Here is a 19,820-nt window from a genome sequence, read left to right on the forward strand (position 1 = left end):
TCCCTTACTTCATTTCAGTGACAGCCGCCGGCGTATCGTCTCCCCAAATGGAGTCGTACACAACATCTACAAGACTTGCACGTGTCACAATGCCTTTTAAGTGCCCTTCTGCATCCACAACTGGTACATATTTAATGCCGCGTATTAAGATTTTCCGGACAGTATCTCTTAGAAGTGCGCCTTCTTGTACGGTATAGAACTCTGTATTTAAAATATCACCAACGAAAGCTGCTTTTCTGCGGTTCGCATCGATTGTTTCAATATCGATATAGCCTTTTAGCACATGATGTTCATCTACTACAAGCAAGGAATCGACCCGCTTTTCTCTCATGATGTAGATGGCATCTGTTAATGTTTTTTCAACTGTAACGGTGACTGGTGACGTGTTCATCATTTGTTCTACACGTTCCATGTTCGGATTTGATTGAAGCAGACGTTCTTTGCCGATGAATTCTTCTACGAATTCATTGGCTGGGTTCCGCAGAATATCGTCAGGCGTACCTACTTGGACAATCTCTCCATCTTTTAAAATCACAATTCGATCAGCTAGTTTAATAGCTTCGTCCATGTCATGTGTGACGAATACGATGGTTTTATTTAACGTTTTTTGCAGTTTCTTAAATTCTTCCTGCAATGAATCCCGTGTGATTGGATCAAGTGCGCCAAACGGCTCATCCATGAGGATCAGAGGGGGTTCCGCTGCTAGTGCGCGAAGAACACCAATGCGCTGCTGCTGTCCTCCGCTGAGTTCATGAGGGTAGCGCTCTAAATATTCCGGTCCCATGTCGACAAGCTTCAGCAGTTCACGTGCCCGTTCTTTTCGTTTTTCTTCCGGCCATTTTAACAGCTTCGGAACAAGTGAAATGTTTTGTGCGATGGTCATATGGGGGAACAGTCCAATTTGCTGAATCACATAGCCAATTTCTCTTCTTAATTGAACTGGATCTTTTTTCATAATGTTTTCTCCCTCGATGAAGATGTTTCCTGAGGAAGGTTCGATGAGTCGGTTGATCATCTTCATGGTTGTTGTCTTACCACAGCCACTCGGTCCAATAAAACAAATAAATTCTCCTTTTGCTATTTCTAAATCAATATTTTTGACAGCCTTTTTTCCGCCCTTATACGTCTTAGATACATTCTCTAGTTTCAGCAAATGAGACACCTCCATTAGTCGGATCAATATTTTCAGAAAATTTACACCTTATTTATTATAGTGCAAACTTTATAAAATAAAAAGTTTATGATGTGTTTGTATTGCATAACATTTATTTAAAATTTTTAGTTAACGGCCTGATAGATAGAGATCTCTCCTTTTTCCTCCAAATTACGAGCAAATACTCAATATTTATTGTTTTCATCAACAAACAGGTATATGATATATTGTGTTACAAATTGTCAGTCGTGAAGGGATGAATCGGGGAGTGGACAAGCTAGCGTTAGGCGCCATTCAAAAAGCACAGGATCATTATATTGAAAAAGCTGCCGAGAACATGAATGCCTTTGGTCTTTCTTCTACAGTAGGTAGAGTGCTTGGTATCATTCACATGAACCGTAAACCAATGACGCTTGGAGAGCTATCAGAAGCGACAGGCATGAGCAAAACGAGAATGAGTCAGGTCGTTCGAGAAATGCTTGATTTGAATATTGCGGAAAAGGTTTATGAAAAAGGAATACGTAAAGATCTATATGACGTTGAGCAAGATCAATACCAAACGTTTATTTCCTTATTTGCAGCCAATTGGTCCCGAGTTGTCAGCAAAAACCGCAAGGCACATAAGAAAACGTGCAAGGAATTGCTGGAGCTGCTTGAACAGGACGACCTGCCAGAAGAGACAGAGGATAAAATCAATCTGCTTCTTTCAGAAATCAAGGAAAGTCTTGATTACTATGATTGGATTAGCCGCTTAATTGAATTCTTTGAAAGTGAAGAAGTGTTTAAGCATGTGCCGAAACCTTAAAAAAAGCTGTTTTATTTTACATCATTGTAGAAAAAAACAGCTTTTTTATATACACTTATTGCATAAACATTGGGAACATTCCTTTTAAGCCTGCGCCGATCATCTCAACTGCCACTACAGCAAGAATTAATCCCATTAACCGCGTCACGACATTCATCTCTGTTTTCCCCATTTTCCGCATAATGAAACTTGAATAATGAAAGGCATAAAAGGTCATCGCCAGAACGATGACAATGCCGATTAAAATCGCAAACATGTGAAGCATCCCTTGACTTCCCGGGGTTAAACTCATCACTGTAGCGATTGTACCGGGACCAGCGATGATCGGAATCGCCAGCGGCGTAACGGAGACATCCGCCTTTTCTTTGCTTTCTGCCTTTTCCTCAGAATGAGGATTTTGGACATGTGACTCCTTTGCATTCAGTAAATTGTAAGCGATACCAAAAATAAAAATACCTCCGGCGATGCGGAGTGCATGAATATCGATCCCAAACAATTTGAAAATGAGCCTGCCTGCCAATAGAAAGGCAATCAGAATGATGAAAGAGACCACAATGGCTTTTTTGGCTGTCTGGGAGCGTTCTTTCTCTGTATATCCCTCTGTTAAGGTGATAAAAAGAGGCACGTTTCCAATGGGGTTTGATACAGCAAATAATGAAACCACGACATGAATCATAAAGGAAATCAACAGACACCCTCCTTTTTTCATAGTGTCTGCCAATCTGATGTGAATATTCCCTTGTGATGTTAAAACCTGTATATATGTAACCGATGTTAATAGAGGTTTTATTGAAAGGGGAATCACACATGAAGAAAACGATCACCATCGTCCTTCTATCTGTTGCGGTTTTAGGCGCAGCCGGCTGGATGGTCTGGCAGCAGCAGACCATCAAAGCAGCAGAGGAAAAACATCAGCATGAAAGCAAAACGAACACTGAGCAGCTTTCGCAGTTGAAATCAGATCAAGCGGATATGAAACATAAAAACGAAGATCAAAAAAAGAAACTGTCTACCATGTCGAAAAAGCTCAAAAACGAAAAGAAAGCCTATCAAAAAGAAGTCAAGCAGCGTAAAATACTTGAGGCAAAAATCGAGCAGCTTCAAAGAGAGCTGACAGCAGCAAAAGCCACTGCTCAAGCGAATAAGCAGAAAGCACAGGCCGCAAGGAAACCAACTGTCGAAAAAGACCCAAATGTCACCCACAATCCTCCCTCACAATGGGTACAGGATCAATATGATTGGGGTGTGAAACAAGGGTATATTAAAGAATAGAAAGGATGAAAAAATATGATACACATTCGGCCTTTGTCAGGTGATCAATCCGTCCCTATGGATCTTTTACTCTTAGCTGATCCTTCCAAGGAAAAGGTTCTTACTTATGTGCAATCCGGCTCTTGTTATGCCGCGTATCATGAACAGGACGTTATTGGCGTCTATGTGCTTTTATCTCTGGCTCAGCATACAGTCGAAATCATCAATGTCGCCGTGAAGGAATCATGGCAAGGAAAAGGAATTGGGAAGCAGCTGATCCGCCATGCCATTGCTGAAGCGAAAGCCGCAGGTTTTCACACGGTTGAAATCGGCACAGGCAACTCGAGCATTCAGCAGCTCGCACTTTATCAGAAATGCGGCTTCCGCATGACATCTATTGACCACGATTTCTTTCTTAAGCATTATGATGAACCGATTTTTGAAAATGGCATTCAGTGTATGGATATGGTACGGCTGTCACTCACTTTGCAAGCAGACTGATGTTTTGTTCCGTCCGTCTGCTTTTTTATGTTCTGCGCTTTTTTACCACATGCTTCACATATTGAATGAAGAAATAGAGCACGGCGCCAGCTAAAAAGCAAACCACACATCCAAAGAGCGTCGCCTCTGAGCTGAATTGATACTCTTCAATTTTCATGATATAAAATGGCATGCCAAACAATGTTGGGCTTGATTCAACATGATTGACCTCTAGCAGCAGTAAAAAAACAGGCGTCATAAACACAGCAAATACATACAGCATCGCAAGTGTTATACCGCTGGAAAACGAATGAAATACTTTGATCATCTCTTTCTCTCCTTCATCTCTTTTAAACTGGCTGTAATATTTTTTCCGTCAGGGCAAGCTGGATGCAGCATCACCGTATTTAGTAAAGAAAAAAACAGCAGCTGATGACTGACAGGATGCTTCCATATCATAAAAAGCACAATCGAACAAAGCACCGGAAACAGCGGCCCTGCAAGTGCCACCATCATATTGAAGCTCGGCCGGCCAAACGTTTCATGGACGACCGCCACATGCTTCCAATCAATCGTGACCACAAAATCAAAGGGCGGCCTTTTTTCGATTTTGTTACACAACATGATCATCAGCATATGACCGAGTTCATGTATCACCACAACCGCTAGGAAACTACACACAAGCTCTATCATCGCAAGACAGGCCTCTTTAACATGACCGAATATATACAGCTATAAAATGCAAGTGAACCTAGCAGATAAGCAGTAGCGAGAAGATACACATCTGATGAAAGCCACTTCAATAAAAGCATATCGATGAAGCTGAATACAGCAATCATCATCACGATGACAAACAGTTTATTAAACTCACTGATCTTCACGATAAACCCTGTACAGGCCGCCATGGCAGTGATCAACAAAATGGACAAACTTGCGAGGCCATGCCCTTCACTTTCAATGCCTATCACCATAGATGCAAGCCAAATAAACACAAAATATGTCAACAAATTAATAGCGTAATAAAATAAAATTCTCGACAATAAATAAACACTCTTTGATGTATTTAACATAAAAATGGCCCTTTGATTCATATGATATTCTCTGCCAATCATCAGCGGTAGCATGATCAATATTTCCTTTAATGCATACTGCACAATAAAGGCATACAGCCAGCCGGTTTCTACCGGTGTAAAAACAAATGGCAGCCCCGCCGTCAAACAAACGAGAAATAGAAACAAAATGCCCTGTTCTTTAAAAACAGCTGACCGGCTGAAATAGACCAATTCCTGCCGCAGGTGCGTCAGAAAGGAAGATTGCGTTCTGATTTTCTTGTAAGAAAATGACTTTACCTCTGTTTTCAGCTGCAAAAACATCTGATGGACATAAGAAGCCGCTAACCCCTTCAGCCATAGCCAGCCAGCGCTTAGAAGGATCACCAGAAATATGAGATAGACTGATGGCCATACACGGATCATCTCCATTGCTTTTTTCAAAAGGAGAAACACCAATAGATTCAGCACCGCAAAGCCGAGCGTTTGCAGCAGCAAATGCTCTTTTGTTTTTGATACGAAATGGCTCACAGCAATCCGCATCACCATCCAAGAAGCAAGTGCAAGCAGCGCCAGTACACAGCAAGTCATGCATACAGCCGTAATCCAATACAAAGATGGCGTAACACCGCTGATCAAAAGGCCTAAGACAATCGGTAAAAAAAGCAGTCCTACCATGAGAAAACAAAAGAGCATCGGAAAGAAATACACACAAAGGACAAATGACACACTTTGTATCGCACTATTCAAAAAGTAGAATTGATATTCCTGGCGCTTTAATTTATTGCGGGATAACAAAATAGCTGCACCTAAAAGTAAAAGCGTCATTTTCATCAATTGGAGGTATAGAGTAGCCGGCTCACTTTCTCCTGCCTGCATGAAAAAGCGCAGGCTGATAACGACGTATATCGCGTACATGAGCAAGAAAAAAGCCGCGGCTGCGAGAAGCTGTATAGGGTACTTTTTTGCGAGCTGCTTTCCTTTCGTTGTCAGCATTCCCCATTCTATTTTATGAAGAACGTGTCGTGTCCAGATCATTGAGTAACCTCTCCACCTGCATATAGTAATCTCGATTCACTTCTTTATAAATCTCTTCAAGTGCCTGATGAGGAAATGTCTGATTCGTTTCTTGGCGGGACATATCCAGCTTGACGTCACCATTTCTTAAGATCATGAGATGGTCATAAAGCGTATCACCAAAGCTCAAATGATGGGTTGAAATGAGAATGCCAGCGCCTTGATTTCTCAGCTTCATGAGCACCTTTTTTAAGATGATCATCATATCTGGATCAAGTCCGTTCGTTGGCTCATCGAACACATAATAATCACATGGCCTGAGGAGCTGGGAAATGATCTGCGTTTTCTTTTGATTGCCATGAGACAGCTGAGCGATAGGCTGATCCATATATGAACCCAGCTCAAACAGTTCGATGAACGTCTCCTCCCGTGTGACATCTTGCTCATTTGGCAGCTGAAGTAATTGAAAGTATTCCCTAGGTGATAAATAATTGAACAACGAATGCTCGTCAGGAATATAGGAAACATGTTTTTTCAACAAGGAGATATGTTCTGAGGATTGAAGGTTCAGCTGTTTACCATGTAAAGTGACGCATCCTTTAAATGGCGTCAGCCCAAACATGGATTGGATCATCGTCGTCTTTCCCGCACCATTATGCCCTAAAAGCAGCAGCATCTGCCCTTTCTCGACATTCATTTGAATATTACGGAGAGAGAAGGTGCGGCTATATGTTTTTTCTTTTAATCGTAATGTCAGCATCATATCCCTCCGTTTGTTTCAGATAGAACAGATGACCTTGCATCTGTTCTCATCCCTGTTAATAACCGCACTGGATTTTAACGTACATGCCTAATAATTTGAACTCTCCTAAAAATTTGGAGCCCCGTCCAAAGGTCTTGCATGCCCAAATCAATGCTCCAAGTGAAATAATGCCCAATATAGCGGCAAGGACATAAATCCAAAATGCGTTTTTCTGTACATTCTTAGAAGTTAGAATTCGTTGCTTCCTTTCATCATATGCCGCCAACAGGTGAAGGACATACATATACACACCTACTGGAAAACGAAGGCTAAAAGGATTCAGCATCTCATCACCCCCTAATATATGTAAAATGATACCACCTCCTTACAGAAAGCATAAGTTCATTTCAGATCATATTTTTAGTCGATTTTTCATGATTTAGTGCTTATAAATGGAGGGGATTTTGGCTTCTTCTCTAACTGAAGGAGGATTTTTTACAGAAATAGGATAAGTCAAATGAATTAGCCAGCGGATTTCACTCAACACAAAAAAACGCTGCGTCCCGCTCTCATGAAAGAGCGGAACGCAGCGCATAGCTGACATTATTTATTCAAGTTATAGAATGTTGCAATGCCGTGATATTGTGCTGTTTCAGCCAATTGATCTTCGATGCGAAGTAATTGGTTGTATTTCGCCACACGGTCCGTACGAGACGGAGCACCTGTTTTGATTTGTCCAGCGTTTGTTGCAACAGCGATGTCTGCAATCGTGCTGTCTTCAGTTTCACCAGAACGGTGAGAGATCACAGCTGTGTATCCTGCGCGTTTTGCCATTTCGATTGCATCAAATGTTTCAGTTAATGTACCGATTTGGTTTACTTTGATCAGGATTGAGTTACCAACGCCGTTTTTGATTCCTTCAGATAGCTTCTTCGTATTTGTAACGAACAAGTCATCGCCTACTAGCTGAACCTTGCTGCCAAGGCGCTCAGTTAATAGTTTGTGACCTTCCCAGTCGTTTTCATCAAGGCCGTCTTCGATAGAAATGATTGGGTATTTCGATACCATATCTTCATACCAGTCAACCATTTCAGCAGATGTTTTCACAACACCTTCGCCTGATAAATGATATTTACCGTCTTCTTTGTTGTAGAACTCAGAAGATGCAGCATCCATTGCAAGCTTCACTTCTTCACCTGGTTTGAAGCCAGCTTTTTCGATCGCTTCAACGATTGTTTGAAGTGCTTCTTCGTTAGAACCAAGGTTTGGAGCGAATCCACCTTCGTCACCTACAGCTGTGTTTAAGCCTTTTGCGCTTAATACAGATTTCAGGCTATGGAAGATTTGAGCGCCCATGCGAAGTGCTTCACGGAAGTTCGGTGCACCTACAGGCATAATCATGAATTCTTGAATGTCTACGTTATTATCCGCATGCTCTCCGCCGTTGACGATGTTCATCATCGGTACTGGAAGCGTTTTGGAGTTGAATCCACCAAGGTATTGATAAAGTGGAATTTGTAAGAAATCAGCAGCCGCACGTGCTACAGCGATAGATACGCCAAGGATTGCGTTTGCGCCTAATTTCCCTTTGTTTTCTGTTCCGTCAAGTTCGATTAACATTTTGTCAATCGCTACTTGTTCTGTTACATCAAAGCCTAAAAGCTCTGGTGCAATGATTTCGTTTACGTTGTTTACAGCTGTCAGAACACCTTTTCCAAGGTAACGGTCTTTGTCTCCGTCACGTAGTTCTACTGCTTCATATTCACCAGTAGAAGCACCACTTGGAACAAGCGCACGGCCAAAGCCGCCAGATTCTGTGTAAACTTCTACTTCAACTGTTGGGTTACCGCGAGAGTCTAATACTTCGCGTGCATATACGTCAACAATGTATGGCATCGTTATTTCTCTCCTTTTGAATCAATTTTTTTATTTCTGAATTAATGATGTTCCTGTCATCTCTTTTGGTTTTTCAAGACCAAGTAAGTCTAAAAGCGTTGGAGATAGATCAGCTAAAATGCCGCCTTCTCTAAGCGTCGCACCTTTTTTCGTCACGATGACTGGTACAGGATTCGTTGTATGTGCAGTATGCGGCTTTCCTTCTTCGGTAATCAGCACGTCTGCGTTACCGTGGTCCGCCGTGATGATGGCATGTCCGCCTTTTGCCAGGATTGCGTCGACTACAGCTCCTAAGCACTCATCTACTGCTTCAATGGCTTTGATTGTTGGCTCAAGCATACCTGAATGACCAACCATATCCGGATTAGCAAAGTTCAGAATGATCGCATCATGCTTGTCAGCATTGATGTCTGCAACAAGTGCATCCTTTACCTCATAAGCACTCATTTCCGGCTTGAGGTCATAGGTTGCTACATCTGGTGAATTGATTAAGATGCGGTCTTCACCAGGAAATTCTTCTTCACGTCCACCGCTCATAAAGAACGTCACGTGAGGATATTTCTCTGTTTCAGCAATCCGCAGCTGTTTCAAGCCGTTTTGAGAAAGCACTTCTCCTACTGTGTTATCCAAATTCACTGGTTTGAAGGCAACATAGCCATCAACCGTTTCACTGAAGTGTGTGAAGCAGACGAAGTGTAAATTCTTCGGATGAGCTTCTCCGCGGTCAAACGAGCGGAAATCTGCATTTGTGAAAGTGTTCGAGATTTGGATGGCACGGTCTGGACGGAAGTTATAGAAAATCACAGAGTCGCCGTCGTTTACTTTGGCAACCGGCTCACCATTTTCTCTTGTAATGACAGATGGAATAACGAATTCATCGTAGATTCCATTTTCATAGGAGTCATCAACGACATCATAGATGTTTTGATAACTTGGGCCTTCACCATACGCCATCGCGCGGTACGCTTTCTCCACACGATCCCAGCGTTTGTCACGGTCCATTGAGTAATAGCGTCCAGAAAGTGTTGCCACTTCACCAACACCGATTTCTTTGATTTGTTCTTCCAGCTGTTTCAAGTACACTTTGGCTGTCTTCTGACCAACATCACGTCCGTCCAAGAAGCCATGAATGTATACCTTTGTTAAGCCTTCTTTTTTCGCCAGCTTCAGCAGGGCAAAAAGATGCTGGATGTGACTGTGCACACCGCCGTCTGACAAGAGTCCAAATAAATGAAGCGCCTTGTCATTCTCTTTTGCATACGTCATTGCATCTAGGAACGTTTCGTTTTTCTCAAATTCCCCTTCACGAATGGCAACATTCACCCTTGTTAAGCTTTGATACACAATGCGTCCTGCACCGATGTTCAAATGCCCAACTTCAGAGTTCCCCATTTGACCTTCCGGTAGACCTACTGCCTCACCTGAAGCCGTTAAGGTTTGATGCGGAAATTCGTTCCAGTAGCGGTCAAAGTTCGGTTTTTTTGCTTGTGCGACAGCGTTACCGACTGTTTCGCCTCTTAAACCGAACCCGTCTAAGATGATTAATGCAGCTGGTTTCTTACTCATATTGACCTTCCTCCAATAATTGAACGAAAGACTGAGGTTCTAAGCTTGCGCCGCCTACCAAAGCACCGTCAATATCGGATTCTGCCATATATTCTTTAATATTTGCCGGCTTCACGCTTCCGCCATATTGAATGCGAAGGCTGTCTGCCGCTTCTTGACCAAATTCGCTTGCAACGGTTTGGCGGATGTGTGCGCAAACGTCGTTTGCATCTTTCGCTGTAGAAGATTTTCCTGTACCGATTGCCCAGATTGGCTCATATGCAATCACAGATTCAGCAACTTGCTGCTTCGTTAAACCAGCTAGTGCTTTCTTCACTTGATCAGCGACAAGTTCATTTGTTTTGCCAGCTTCACGCTCTTCAAGCGTTTCACCTACACAAATGATTGGAACGATGCCATGCTTGAATGCAGCATGAGCTTTTTTGTTCACTGTTTCATCTGTTTCCGCAAAGAATTCACGGCGCTCTGAATGCCCAATCACTGAATAGCCGATGCCTAGATCTTTTAGAGCAGCAGGGCTGATTTCACCAGTGAATGCGCCATTTTCTTCAAAGTGCATGTTTTGTGCACCAATTTTAAGGTCTGTTCCGTTTGATAGGCTGTTTAGCTTTTCAAGGAAAAGAGCTGGCGCACAGACAATGGATTCCACTTTGTCAGGAGATGGAATAGATGACTTGACTTCTTCAACAAAGCTGACTGCTTCGCCAAGTGTTTTGTTCATTTTCCAGTTCCCAGCTATAATTGGTTTTCTCATGATTGACACTTCCTTATAGCAGTTTTGGTCTTATTTATCGTTTAATGCAGTAACACCAGGAAGTTCTTTGCCTTCCATAAATTCAAGTGAAGCGCCGCCGCCTGTAGAAATATGGCTCATCTGATCGGCAAGACCAAATTTCTCAACAGCTGCTGCTGAATCTCCACCGCCAATGACAGAATATGTATCTTTTGCTTCTGCCAGTGCTTCTGCGATAGCTTTTGTTCCTTTAGCGAATGCATCGATTTCAAATACACCCATTGGTCCGTTCCAGACAACAAGTTTGCTGTTTTTAATAACATCAGCATACTTTTCTCTTGTCTCTGTTCCAATATCAAGTGCTTCTAGATCACTTGGAATTTCAGAGATTGGCACAATGCTTGTATTCGCATCATTTGAAAAGTCGTCGGCTACCAGAACATCTGTTGGAATCAGGAAGTTCACGCCTTTTTCTTTTGCACGGTCCATAAAGGATTTCGCTAAATCGACTTTGTCTTCTTCTAATAGAGATTTCCCTACTTCGTGGCCTAGTGCTTTCACAAATGTGTAAGCAAGTCCGCCGCCGATGATGAGGTTGTCCACTTTATCAAGAAGACTTTCAATCACACCGATTTTATCCTTTACCTTTGCGCCGCCGATAATCGCTGTAAATGGGCGATCAGGGTTTGAAATGGCTTTCCCTAAAACCTCAAGCTCTTTTTGCATGAGGAAGCCTGAAACAGCCGGAAGATAAGCTGCAATACCAGCTGTCGATGCATGTGCACGGTGTGCAGCACCGAACGCATCATTGACATACACATCGGCTAAATCAGCAAATGCTTTAGATAATTCAGGATCGTTCTTTTCTTCACCAGGATAGAAACGAACGTTTTCAAGCACTAGCACATCTCCTTCTTTTAAGTCAGAGATTTGCTTTTTCACGTTGTCGCCGTAAGCTTCATCTGCTTTTTTCACTTCTTTTCCAAGAAGCTCTTGCAGACGTTTTGCCACAGGTGTCAGACGCAGTTCTTCAGTAACTTGACCCTTCGGACGACCCAAATGACTAGCTAGCAGTACCTTTGCGCCTTGTCCTGTTAAATACTCAATTGTTGGTAATGCTGCGCGGATACGAGTATCATCCGTCACTTCTCCGTCCTTCATCGGAACGTTAAAATCTACGCGGCAGAACACAACTTTACCTTTTACGTCAATGTCTTTTACTGATTTCTTATTCATGCTCGTCAGGAGATCCTCCTTTATTCTGGTTTCCTTACGCATTGGACAAGACTCTCTTTATCCTTTTCCCATTTTGCCCTCATCAAAACGAGAAATCGTGCAGAACGGATAAAAACAGAGAAAAAGGGAAAGGGATGCTTCCCCTTCCCTTGTCCGTCTTCATTATATCGTGTCTCTAGGAAAGAACCAAGTGAGTTCCTTCAGTGTGAGAAATTAAAGACCTTGTTTTGCAATGTAAGCTGCAAGGTCAACAACGCGGTGAGAATATCCGCTCTCGTTATCGTACCAAGAGATTACTTTCACCATGCTGCCTTCCATTACCATTGTAGAAAGAGCATCGATTGTTGAAGAGTTTGCATTACCATTGTAGTCACCAGATACTAATGGCTCTTCGCTGTAGCCAAGGATTCCTTTAAGTTCTCCTTCAGCTGCTTCTTTAAGTGCTGCATTTACGTCTTCAGCTGTTACATCTTGGTTTAATTCAGCAACAAGGTCAACTAAAGAAACGTTAGGTGTTGGAACACGCATAGCGCCACCGTTTAATTTACCTTTAAGTTCAGGCAATACAAGTGAAACAGCTTTCGCAGCACCTGTAGAAGTTGGGATGATGTTTTCCGCAGCTGCACGAGCACGACGGTAGTCTTTGTGCGGAAGATCAAGAATTTGCTGGTCATTTGTGTATGAGTGAACAGTTGTCATCATACCGCGTTTGATACCAAATTTATCGTTAAGTACTTTTGCAAATGGTGCTAAGCAGTTTGTCGTACAAGATGCATTAGAGATGACATCGTGGCTAGCTGCATCGTATTTGTCTTCGTTTACACCCATAACGATTGTGATATCTTCTTCGTTAGCAGGAGCAGAGATGATGACTTTTTTAGCGCCAGCTTCTAAGTGTTTCGCAGCGTCTGCACGTTTTGTGAAGAATCCAGTAGATTCAACAACGATTTCTACGCCTTGTTTACCCCAGCTTAATTTCGCAGGGTCACGCTCAGCTGATACTTCGATTGTTTTACCGTTCACTACTAAGTTTGTACCGTCTACAGAAACCTCTGCATCTAGTTTTCCGTGAACAGAGTCATATTGTAAAAGGTGTGCAAGCATGTTAGCATCTGTTAGATCGTTAACCGCTACTACCTCAACTTCAGGATTATTTAATGCTGCACGAAATACGTTACGTCCAATACGTCCAAATCCGTTAATACCGACTTTTACTGCCATGATGTTTCCTCCTTTTATAGGTCACAATGTTTTATATTGAGGGATCAATTGACTCCCTTAATAACTCTTTTGCGGCTCCTTCGTCTGTGACGAGAACCGTTCGGCGCGGTTTTTTGAAATAAGCTTCAATCGCCCCCGCCTTTGATGATCCACCTGCAACAGCAATGATGTGTGGAATGCTTTCTAGATCATCTAGCTGCATACCGACGGAGTGCACTTTGTGTACGACCTCACCATCACGATTAAAGTAATAGCCAAAGGCCTCTGTCACTGCGTCATGCTCATCAATTTTTTTTAAATCTTCAGCTGGTGTATTTCGTCTCATCGCCATTGTTTTTGCTTCACCAATACCATGAATAAGCATCGTGGACGATTTAATCGTTTGAAGCACTTCTTTGACGGACGGCTCTTCAATAATGGAAGAGTAAGCACCTTCTGACAGCTGCCCTGGAACAAACAGCAGTTTGTAAGTACCGGAAGCTTTTTCAGCCATGTGGGCACAAATGGTGTTTGCCTGATTTTTTACATTCTCCCCAAGACCGCCTCTCGCAGGGACAAACATCATATCGCGGTTTTTGGCATCAGGGGTCATCATTTCGGCAACGGCTTCCATCGTCGTTCCGCCAGTGACGGCGACGATATTATTTCCAGTAAACCTTTTTTTCATGCATTGGACAGCAGCTCTTCCCATTTCTTGCTTCACCCACGGGGATTCGTCACTGTCACCAGAAACGACCATGACTTCTTCCAGGCCTAACTTTCTCTTTAATGTATTTTCCAAAAAGGTTAAACCTAAAACGTCCTTCATCATTCCTTCAAGCATTTCAAGCAAAGCGTGACCCTCACTCGTCAGCATCATGCCGCTCGTTTTGACATCCAGCAGATTTTGTTCTTTTAAAAACTGAACTTCAGCACGTAAGATGCGCTCGCTGAGACCAAGACTCGTCGCAAGGCTTCTGCGGCCAATTGGTTCAGCTAATCTGATGTACTGCAAAATGTCGTAGCGTTTTTGCATAACAATGAGAAGATCTGGCAATAATTTTTTTTGAGCTTCCAATAAATGATTCATGGCTAACGACCCTTTCTTTTCACATTGGACCAAAAACGTCCCACTGTGACAAAAAACGTCCCGCCACAGCCAAAAAAAATCAATCCCTGCTTTCTTTAATTATTTTAACAGGATAATCTTGCATTTTCAACTCTTACAAACACATTTAGACAAAAAATAGACACATTTTCACCGATAACCTGCTTGTCATCAAGGTTCTTGCTATGATATTTCTTTTCAAAATATTTATTTTCTTTTATATAGAATGTATTCACGATGGAAAATGTGCATGCTGGTGATATGAGCATGCACATTTTTTTCAGGATTTGCTTATGTTTTTGTGATGGTTCCAAACTGTTTTGCCTCTTCCTTCGGTTTGATTTTGAGATAATAAATAATGTAGCAGGCAGCCATGAACGGAATTCCGCAATAAAGACCGATCCGCTGATCCTCGATAAAAAATAAGCTGATGAGGACAATGCCAAATGCGATAAAGCCTGCTAATGGGACAAATGGATAGAGCGGTGTTCGGAAGACGAGATCCTTTACATTTCCGCCCGCCTTTATGAATTGTTTTCTAAAGAAATACTGAGACAAGCAAATAGACATCCACACCACAACAAGAACCATACCAGAAATAGAAATGAGCCACACATACACCGTTTTTGGTGCCACAACACTTGTCAGCAGAGATAGTGCAGATACGCCCATTGTCACCAATAGTGCATTGATCGGAATTTTACGCTTGGACAGCTTTTTCGTAAAGTCAGGTCCTTTCCCGTCTTTCGACAGCGCCCAAAGCATACGTGATGATGCATATAATCCAGAGTTTGCTACAGATAAGACGGCTGTGATGATGATAAAATTCATAATATCTGCAGCATACGGTATACCGACCTTGTCCAGAACGACGACAAACGGGCTATCGACAGTGCCTGCTGTCTGCCACGGAAGAAGCGCGGCCAGAACCGCAATGGATAAAACGAAAAAGACCATCGTTCTCCAAATAATATTTCGTATAGATCGCGGCAATGTTTTTTCAGGATTTTCACTCTCTCCTGCTGCAATCCCTACAAGTTCTGTTCCTTGAAAGGAGAAATTGACCGTGACCATGGTTAATAAAATAGCAAAAACGCCGTTAGGAAATAGTCCGCCATGATCCGTCAAATGACGAAATAGAGGGGCTGGTTCTCCATCTTTCAGATGAATCATTCCGAAAATTGCGCCAATTCCAATGATAATAAATAATAGGATGGCAGCGACCTTAATGGCTGAAAACCAAAACTCGGTTTCAGCAAAGCTGCGAGCTGAGATGGCATTCACGGCAAATAAAATCACGCTAAATGCAAGACACCAAAGCCAAACAGGGATATCTGGGAACCACCTTTGGAGCAAAATGCCTGCTGACGTAAACTCCAGTCCTATTGTACATGCCCAGCTAAACCAATAAAGCCAGCCGATCATAAAGCCTGTGGACGGACCTATATATTTTGTTGCATACTCCTGAAAGGAACCCGCTGTCGGCATCGCCACTGCTAATTCTCCAAGACAGAGCATCACCAAATACATTAACAATCCGCCAATGATAAAGGACAGAATGGCTCCCCCGGGTCCAGCCTGATGGATAATGAGTCCTGACCCAAGGAAAAGACCAGTACCAATGACGCCGCCTAAGGCAATCATAAAGAGATGCCTGCTTTTCATGGAACGTTCTAGTTCATTATGCTGTTCTTGGTTCAAATCCGCTTCCCCACTTTCACTCTTCTATTCATCATCCTTTGACAAAATTCGCTGTTCGTTGAAAGAGAAAGGGAGAAAGTGAAGGTTTCTCCCCCTTTGACATTTATGCTTGAAATAATGCTTCAATATGACCAATCGCCCAGTCTAAATCTTCTTTAGATATCGTGAGAGGCGGTGCAAAGCGGATGACGGTCTCATGGGTTTCCTTACATAACAGTCCTGCTTGTTTCAGCTTCTCACAAAAAGGTCTCGCTGCTTCTGTCAGCTCCATGCCGATAAATAATCCGCGGCCGCGCACTTCCTTGATGACAGGACTTTGAATGCGCGTGAGTTTGTCTTTTAAGTATTCGCCAAGTTCCATAGAACGCGCTGCAAGGTTTTCGTCGATTAAGACATCCAGTGCAGCCAGTGACACCGCACACGCAAGAGGATTTCCGCCGAAGGTAGAGCCGTGAGATCCAGGGTTAAACACACCTAATATATCGCGGTTTGCTACCACACACGAGATTGGGAATACACCGCCGCCTAAAGCTTTCCCAAGAATCAGCATATCTGGCTCAATATCTTCCCAGTCGCATGCAAACATCTTGCCTGTTCGTGCTAATCCGACCTGAATTTCATCCGCAATGAACAGCACATGTTCTTTTTCACAAAGCGCCTTCGCTTCCTTCAAGAAGCCTTCTGGCGGCATGACAATTCCCGCTTCTCCTTGAATAGGTTCGATCAGAAAGGCTGCTGTTTGTGGTGTGATGGCTTCACGTAACGCTTCAATATCTCCGTAAGGAATCAGTTTAATGCCTGGAAGCATTGGACCGAAACCTCTTTGATATTCTGCTTCAGAAGAAAGGGAAACAGCCGTCATCGTTCTGCCATGGAAGTTACCGACGCACGCAATGATTTCTGCGCGATTGTCTTCGATTCCCTTGACGTCATAGCCCCAGCGTCTTGCTGCTTTGACAGCTGTTTCTACAGCCTCAGCGCCAGTATTCATCGGAAGTGCCATCTCTTTATTCGTGAGTTGACAAATTTTCTCATACCAAGGGCCAAGCTGATCATTGTGAAAAGCTCTTGAGGTCAGTGTCACTCGGTCTGCCTGTTTTTTGAGTGCCTCAATAATGCGGGGATGGCGATGGCCTTGGTTCACTGCAGAATACGCACTCAGCATATCCATATATCGATTGCCTTCAGGGTCTGTCACCCAAACTCCTTCAGCCTCTGAAATCACAATTGGCAGCGGATGATAGTTTGCCGCACCGTATTGTTCGGTTTGTTGAATCAATTCATTTGTCTGTGTCATCGTCTATTCCTCCTTCTATAAGCTAGCCTCTTTTTCATTAGGTTCATCTTCACACATATAATATGCAAGGATCGTGCCAACTTTCTGCCCGCATCATGTCGGTGATTGATCTGGCTCTTTATGCAAAATATCTTTGCATACGCCAAATTTTTCAGAGGAAACCGCAAAATTTTTCATGTAAAATAGAGGTAAGGTCTGGAGGTGCTTCAATGAAAGAAGATCAGTATACTGCAAAGCTGGAAAATGAGATTGATCTGTATAAACAAATGCTTGATTTAATAGATGTCGGGGTTCATGCAATTGACGAGAATGGCAATACTGTTGTTTATAATAAAAAAATGATGGAGATTGAGTCTTTGAAACGCTCTGATGTTCTCCATAAAAATGTATTAGATCTCTTCGTCTTCCAAGACGAAATGCACAGTACGCTTGTCCAAGCGCTGCGTACCGGGAAACAAACCGTTCATGCAAAGCAGACGTATCATAATTACAACGGAAAAGAAATCACAACGATTAATCATACATACCCGCTCGTTCGAGACGGCCTCATCCAAGGAGCGGTTGAAATTTCGAATGATGTGACCAAGCTGGAACGGCTGATCCACCACAATATGAAGAAAAAAGGAAGCACGCGCTTTACCTTTGATTCCATTATTGGACAAAGCCCTGCGTTTTTAGAGGTGATTGAGCATGCAAAACGAGCGACACGCACCTCTTCCTATGTACTCATTGTTGGAGAAACAGGGACAGGAAAAGAACTATTTGCGCAAAGTATTCATAACGGCAGCAGCCGGTCATCTGGACCATTTATTACCCAGAATTGCGCGGCACTGCCTGATAATCTCATTGAAAGTCTGCTCTTTGGTACACAAAAAGGGGCTTTTACAGGCGCAACTGATCAGCCCGGCTTATTTGAACAGGCGCAGGGAGGTACACTGCTGCTTGATGAGATCAACTCATTAAATCCTGGTCTTCAAGCAAAACTGCTGCGCGTATTACAGGAGAAACGTGTGAGAAGGCTTGGCAGCACAAAAGAAATCGCTGTTGATGTAAGAGTCATTGCCAATATGAATGAGGATCCTGTTGATGCAATCGCAGGCGGACGCATGCGAAAGGATTTATTTTATCGGCTGGGTATTGTCACCTTATTTATTCCGCCGCTTTCTGAACGAAAAGAAGACATTCCTACATTTGTCAGTCATTTTATTCAAAAATATAATGAGCTGTTTCAAATGAAGGTGAAGGCGGCTGACGAAGAGGTACTAGCCCTTTTTCAAGCGTATGATTGGCCGGGTAATGTACGAGAACTGGAGCATGTGATTGAAGCGGGGATGAATATGATGATGGATGAGGATTCCTTATGCATGCATCACCTTCCATATCATTTTAGATTTAAACATAGGGAAGGCCGTCCTGCAGCGCAATTACAGACGAACCCTTTACAGCATACCGCAGCTGACACGTTTATTTATACAAGCCCAGAACATACGACTGATTTTCAAACCCAAATGGAACGATTCGAAAAACAATACATCGTCCATTACTTAGAAAAAATGGACGATAATATTTCACAGACTGCAAAGTTATTGGGCATGAGCAGGCAAAGTCTGCAATATCGCATGAAAAAACTGCATATTTCTCGTTAATAATAGAGCTGTGCCCTCATTCGGCACAGCTTACTGTGGTTCTGACTGTCCTGCCTGTTCTTGATTCACATCACTCAGCAGTTTTTCTACATTTTTTAAATGCGTGAGCATCGCTCTTTCTGCTTCTTCTGGCTGTCTTGCCATGACGGCTTTGTAAATGTGTTCATGTTCTTTGTAAAGCTGCCGAATGGAGGCTTTCCTTGAAAATAAGACGACTTTTCTCGTTTCCCGCATTGTTTCTACCAGCAAGGTGGAGACCTGATTCATTAACGCCTTTAATAAATCATTCTTTGAAGCTTTTGCTAAGGAGAGATGGAAGGAGAAGTCTGCTTCTTCACCAGTTTCTTTATGTGCTTCTGCGAGTTTCATTTGTTCAAGTGCCTCACGCAGCTCATGAAGGTCATCGTCCGTTCGGAGCAGCGCTGCCTTTTTAACAGCACCCGTCTCAATAATGGATCTTAATTCAAGGAGCTGTGTGATATCATGCTGCTTCATCAAAAATGCAGGAGACAGACTAAATGTGAGCTGCTCAGGATCGAACTGCTTCACATATGTACCTTCCCCTTGCTTCATCTCTATTAATCCGATCGCTTTGAGAGCAGACAGCGCCTCTCTTACAGCAGAACGGCTGACTTGAAAGCTTTCTGAGAGCGCTTGAACCGAATCTAATTTTTCCCCCGGAAGAAGCTCACCTGTACGAATGGATTCAATTAATGCATCCGCAATTTCTTCATATATTTTTTTCGTTTTGATTTGTTTATATTTCAATTGGTCTCACCTCATCACTGTTGTCTATCCTTATCGGCTCATGCCCTATCTTATACTTTACCCCAAAATTTCCGATCACACGTCTCCCCTCTTTAATTTTCAAGAAATCTTCGGGCTGCCTTGCTTTCAACAAAAAAAGAAGCACGTGCCATGTTCTGGCAAGTACTTCTTT

At 42.8% G+C, this 19,820-nt stretch carries 20 protein-coding genes; 4 read left to right on the forward strand and 16 right to left on the reverse strand.

The genetic code is table 11. From position 1 onward, the window contains the following. Window positions 1–4 precede the first annotated feature (4 nt). On the reverse strand, window positions 5–1,153 hold the full coding sequence (locus BAE31_RS07725; RefSeq protein WP_076840049.1) for a betaine/proline/choline family ABC transporter ATP-binding protein: 1,149 nt from the start codon (window positions 1,151–1,153) through the stop codon (window positions 5–7). Between the two features lie 268 nt (window positions 1,154–1,421). Between BAE31_RS07725 and BAE31_RS07730 the strand changes: the two genes are divergently transcribed. Next, window positions 1,422–1,958 carry a GbsR/MarR family transcriptional regulator gene (locus tag BAE31_RS07730; RefSeq protein ID WP_034280936.1) on the forward strand — a complete coding sequence of 179 codons (537 nt, stop codon included), beginning with the start codon at window positions 1,422–1,424 and terminating at the stop codon, window positions 1,956–1,958. Window positions 1,959–2,013: 55 nt separating this feature from the next. On the opposite strand, the gene BAE31_RS07735 is transcribed toward BAE31_RS07730, so the two are convergent. Continuing rightward, window positions 2,014–2,646: a MarC family protein gene (locus tag BAE31_RS07735; protein ID WP_076840051.1), complete on the reverse strand. Its 633-nt coding sequence runs from the start codon at window positions 2,644–2,646 to the stop codon at window positions 2,014–2,016. Window positions 2,647–2,765: 119 nt separating this feature from the next. On the opposite strand from BAE31_RS07735, the gene BAE31_RS07740 reads away from it, so the two are divergent. Beyond that, entirely contained in the window at window positions 2,766–3,230 is a 465-nt protein-coding gene (locus BAE31_RS07740; protein ID WP_076840053.1) for a hypothetical protein, read from the forward strand. Between the two features lie 15 nt (window positions 3,231–3,245). After that, the gene (locus tag BAE31_RS07745; RefSeq protein ID WP_076840055.1) at window positions 3,246–3,710 is read left to right on the forward strand and encodes a GNAT family N-acetyltransferase; all 465 of its coding nucleotides are present in this window, start codon (window positions 3,246–3,248) and stop codon (window positions 3,708–3,710) included. Window positions 3,711–3,735: 25 nt separating this feature from the next. On the opposite strand, the gene BAE31_RS07750 is transcribed toward BAE31_RS07745, so the two are convergent. The 13 genes from BAE31_RS07750 to BAE31_RS07815 all read right to left on the reverse strand — a co-directional run bounded on the left by BAE31_RS07750 (window position 3,736) and on the right by BAE31_RS07815 (window position 17,234). Next, on the reverse strand, window positions 3,736–4,017 hold the full coding sequence (locus BAE31_RS07750; protein ID WP_024426069.1) for a hypothetical protein: 282 nt from the start codon (window positions 4,015–4,017) through the stop codon (window positions 3,736–3,738). Then, window positions 4,014–4,382, reverse strand: a complete 369-nt coding sequence (locus tag BAE31_RS07755; protein WP_076840057.1) for a metalloprotease family protein — start codon at window positions 4,380–4,382, stop codon at window positions 4,014–4,016. Before BAE31_RS07755 ends, BAE31_RS07750 begins: the two co-directional genes overlap by 4 nt. Then, window positions 4,379–5,776, reverse strand: coding sequence for a hypothetical protein (locus BAE31_RS07760; protein WP_076840059.1), 1,398 nt, complete (start codon window positions 5,774–5,776; stop codon window positions 4,379–4,381). The genes BAE31_RS07755 and BAE31_RS07760 overlap by 4 nt, the downstream gene beginning before the upstream one ends. After that, window positions 5,748–6,515: an ATP-binding cassette domain-containing protein gene (locus BAE31_RS07765; protein WP_041107836.1), complete on the reverse strand. Its 768-nt coding sequence runs from the start codon at window positions 6,513–6,515 to the stop codon at window positions 5,748–5,750. Before BAE31_RS07765 ends, BAE31_RS07760 begins: the two co-directional genes overlap by 29 nt. 58 nt (window positions 6,516–6,573) lie before the next feature. Beyond that, complete coding sequence (locus BAE31_RS07770) at window positions 6,574–6,843, reverse strand: hypothetical protein (RefSeq protein ID WP_041107838.1); 270 nt, start codon at window positions 6,841–6,843, stop codon at window positions 6,574–6,576. A 257-nt stretch (window positions 6,844–7,100) separates the two neighbouring features. After that, window positions 7,101–8,393, reverse strand: coding sequence for a phosphopyruvate hydratase (gene eno / locus BAE31_RS19460; protein WP_003212752.1), 1,293 nt, complete (start codon window positions 8,391–8,393; stop codon window positions 7,101–7,103). Between the two features lie 30 nt (window positions 8,394–8,423). Beyond that, entirely contained in the window at window positions 8,424–9,959 is a 1,536-nt protein-coding gene (gene gpmI, locus BAE31_RS19465) for a 2,3-bisphosphoglycerate-independent phosphoglycerate mutase (protein ID WP_024423499.1), read from the reverse strand. Next, window positions 9,952–10,713 carry a triose-phosphate isomerase gene (gene tpiA / locus BAE31_RS07785; protein WP_017359213.1) on the reverse strand — a complete coding sequence of 254 codons (762 nt, stop codon included), beginning with the start codon at window positions 10,711–10,713 and terminating at the stop codon, window positions 9,952–9,954. Before tpiA ends, gpmI begins: the two co-directional genes overlap by 8 nt. A gap of 30 nt (window positions 10,714–10,743) precedes the next feature. After that, the gene (locus BAE31_RS07790) at window positions 10,744–11,928 is read right to left on the reverse strand and encodes a phosphoglycerate kinase (protein WP_024426073.1); all 1,185 of its coding nucleotides are present in this window, start codon (window positions 11,926–11,928) and stop codon (window positions 10,744–10,746) included. Between the two features lie 213 nt (window positions 11,929–12,141). Next, window positions 12,142–13,149 (reverse strand): type I glyceraldehyde-3-phosphate dehydrogenase, encoded by a 1,008-nt coding sequence (gap, locus tag BAE31_RS07795; RefSeq protein ID WP_007500174.1) that lies wholly within the window; start codon window positions 13,147–13,149, stop codon window positions 12,142–12,144. A gap of 31 nt (window positions 13,150–13,180) precedes the next feature. After that, window positions 13,181–14,218 carry a sugar-binding transcriptional regulator gene (locus BAE31_RS07800; protein ID WP_076840061.1) on the reverse strand — a complete coding sequence of 346 codons (1,038 nt, stop codon included), beginning with the start codon at window positions 14,216–14,218 and terminating at the stop codon, window positions 13,181–13,183. 309 nt (window positions 14,219–14,527) lie between these two features. Beyond that, window positions 14,528–15,901 (reverse strand): amino acid permease, encoded by a 1,374-nt coding sequence (locus BAE31_RS07810; RefSeq protein WP_076840244.1) that lies wholly within the window; start codon window positions 15,899–15,901, stop codon window positions 14,528–14,530. A gap of 139 nt (window positions 15,902–16,040) precedes the next feature. Then, entirely contained in the window at window positions 16,041–17,234 is a 1,194-nt protein-coding gene (locus BAE31_RS07815) for an ornithine--oxo-acid transaminase (RefSeq protein ID WP_076840064.1), read from the reverse strand. A gap of 209 nt (window positions 17,235–17,443) precedes the next feature. Between BAE31_RS07815 and BAE31_RS07820 the strand changes: the two genes are divergently transcribed. Continuing rightward, window positions 17,444–18,880 (forward strand): sigma-54 interaction domain-containing protein, encoded by a 1,437-nt coding sequence (locus tag BAE31_RS07820; protein ID WP_056765766.1) that lies wholly within the window; start codon window positions 17,444–17,446, stop codon window positions 18,878–18,880. A gap of 30 nt (window positions 18,881–18,910) precedes the next feature. Here the strand turns inward: BAE31_RS07820 and BAE31_RS07825 are convergent, their stop codons facing one another. After that, entirely contained in the window at window positions 18,911–19,648 is a 738-nt protein-coding gene (locus BAE31_RS07825; protein WP_041107850.1) for a FadR/GntR family transcriptional regulator, read from the reverse strand. Between the last annotated feature and the right edge of the window lie 172 nt (window positions 19,649–19,820).

It is taken from the genome of Bacillus sp. I-2 (genome assembly GCF_001974945.1).
In the GTDB taxonomy this organism is placed as follows: domain Bacteria; phylum Bacillota; class Bacilli; order Bacillales; family Bacillaceae; genus Bacillus; species Bacillus safensis.

Bases quoted from the DNA above. Each gene is read 5' to 3' on its own strand.
- BAE31_RS07740 (WP_076840053.1), top strand. From the start codon at position 2,766: ATGAAGAAAACGATCACCATCGTCCTTCTATCTGTTGCGGTTTTAGGC.
- BAE31_RS07745 (WP_076840055.1), top strand. From the start codon at position 3,246: ATGATACACATTCGGCCTTTGTCAGGTGATCAATCCGTCCCTATGGAT.
- BAE31_RS07750 (WP_024426069.1), bottom strand. From the start codon at position 4,017: ATGATCAAAGTATTTCATTCGTTTTCCAGCGGTATAACACTTGCGATG.
- BAE31_RS07755 (WP_076840057.1), bottom strand. From the start codon at position 4,382: ATGATAGAGCTTGTGTGTAGTTTCCTAGCGGTTGTGGTGATACATGAA.
- BAE31_RS07760 (WP_076840059.1), bottom strand. From the start codon at position 5,776: ATGATCTGGACACGACACGTTCTTCATAAAATAGAATGGGGAATGCTG.
- BAE31_RS07765 (WP_041107836.1), bottom strand. From the start codon at position 6,515: ATGCTGACATTACGATTAAAAGAAAAAACATATAGCCGCACCTTCTCT.
- BAE31_RS07770 (WP_041107838.1), bottom strand. From the start codon at position 6,843: ATGCTGAATCCTTTTAGCCTTCGTTTTCCAGTAGGTGTGTATATGTAT.
- eno (WP_003212752.1), bottom strand. From the start codon at position 8,393: ATGCCATACATTGTTGACGTATATGCACGCGAAGTATTAGACTCTCGC.
- gpmI (WP_024423499.1), bottom strand. From the start codon at position 9,959: ATGAGTAAGAAACCAGCTGCATTAATCATCTTAGACGGGTTCGGTTTA.
- tpiA (WP_017359213.1), bottom strand. From the start codon at position 10,713: ATGAGAAAACCAATTATAGCTGGGAACTGGAAAATGAACAAAACACTT.
- BAE31_RS07790 (WP_024426073.1), bottom strand. From the start codon at position 11,928: ATGAATAAGAAATCAGTAAAAGACATTGACGTAAAAGGTAAAGTTGTG.
- gap (WP_007500174.1), bottom strand. From the start codon at position 13,149: ATGGCAGTAAAAGTCGGTATTAACGGATTTGGACGTATTGGACGTAAC.
- BAE31_RS07800 (WP_076840061.1), bottom strand. From the start codon at position 14,218: ATGAATCATTTATTGGAAGCTCAAAAAAAATTATTGCCAGATCTTCTC.
- BAE31_RS07810 (WP_076840244.1), bottom strand. From the start codon at position 15,901: ATGAAAAGCAGGCATCTCTTTATGATTGCCTTAGGCGGCGTCATTGGT.
- BAE31_RS07815 (WP_076840064.1), bottom strand. From the start codon at position 17,234: ATGACACAGACAAATGAATTGATTCAACAAACCGAACAATACGGTGCG.
- BAE31_RS07820 (WP_056765766.1), top strand. From the start codon at position 17,444: ATGAAAGAAGATCAGTATACTGCAAAGCTGGAAAATGAGATTGATCTG.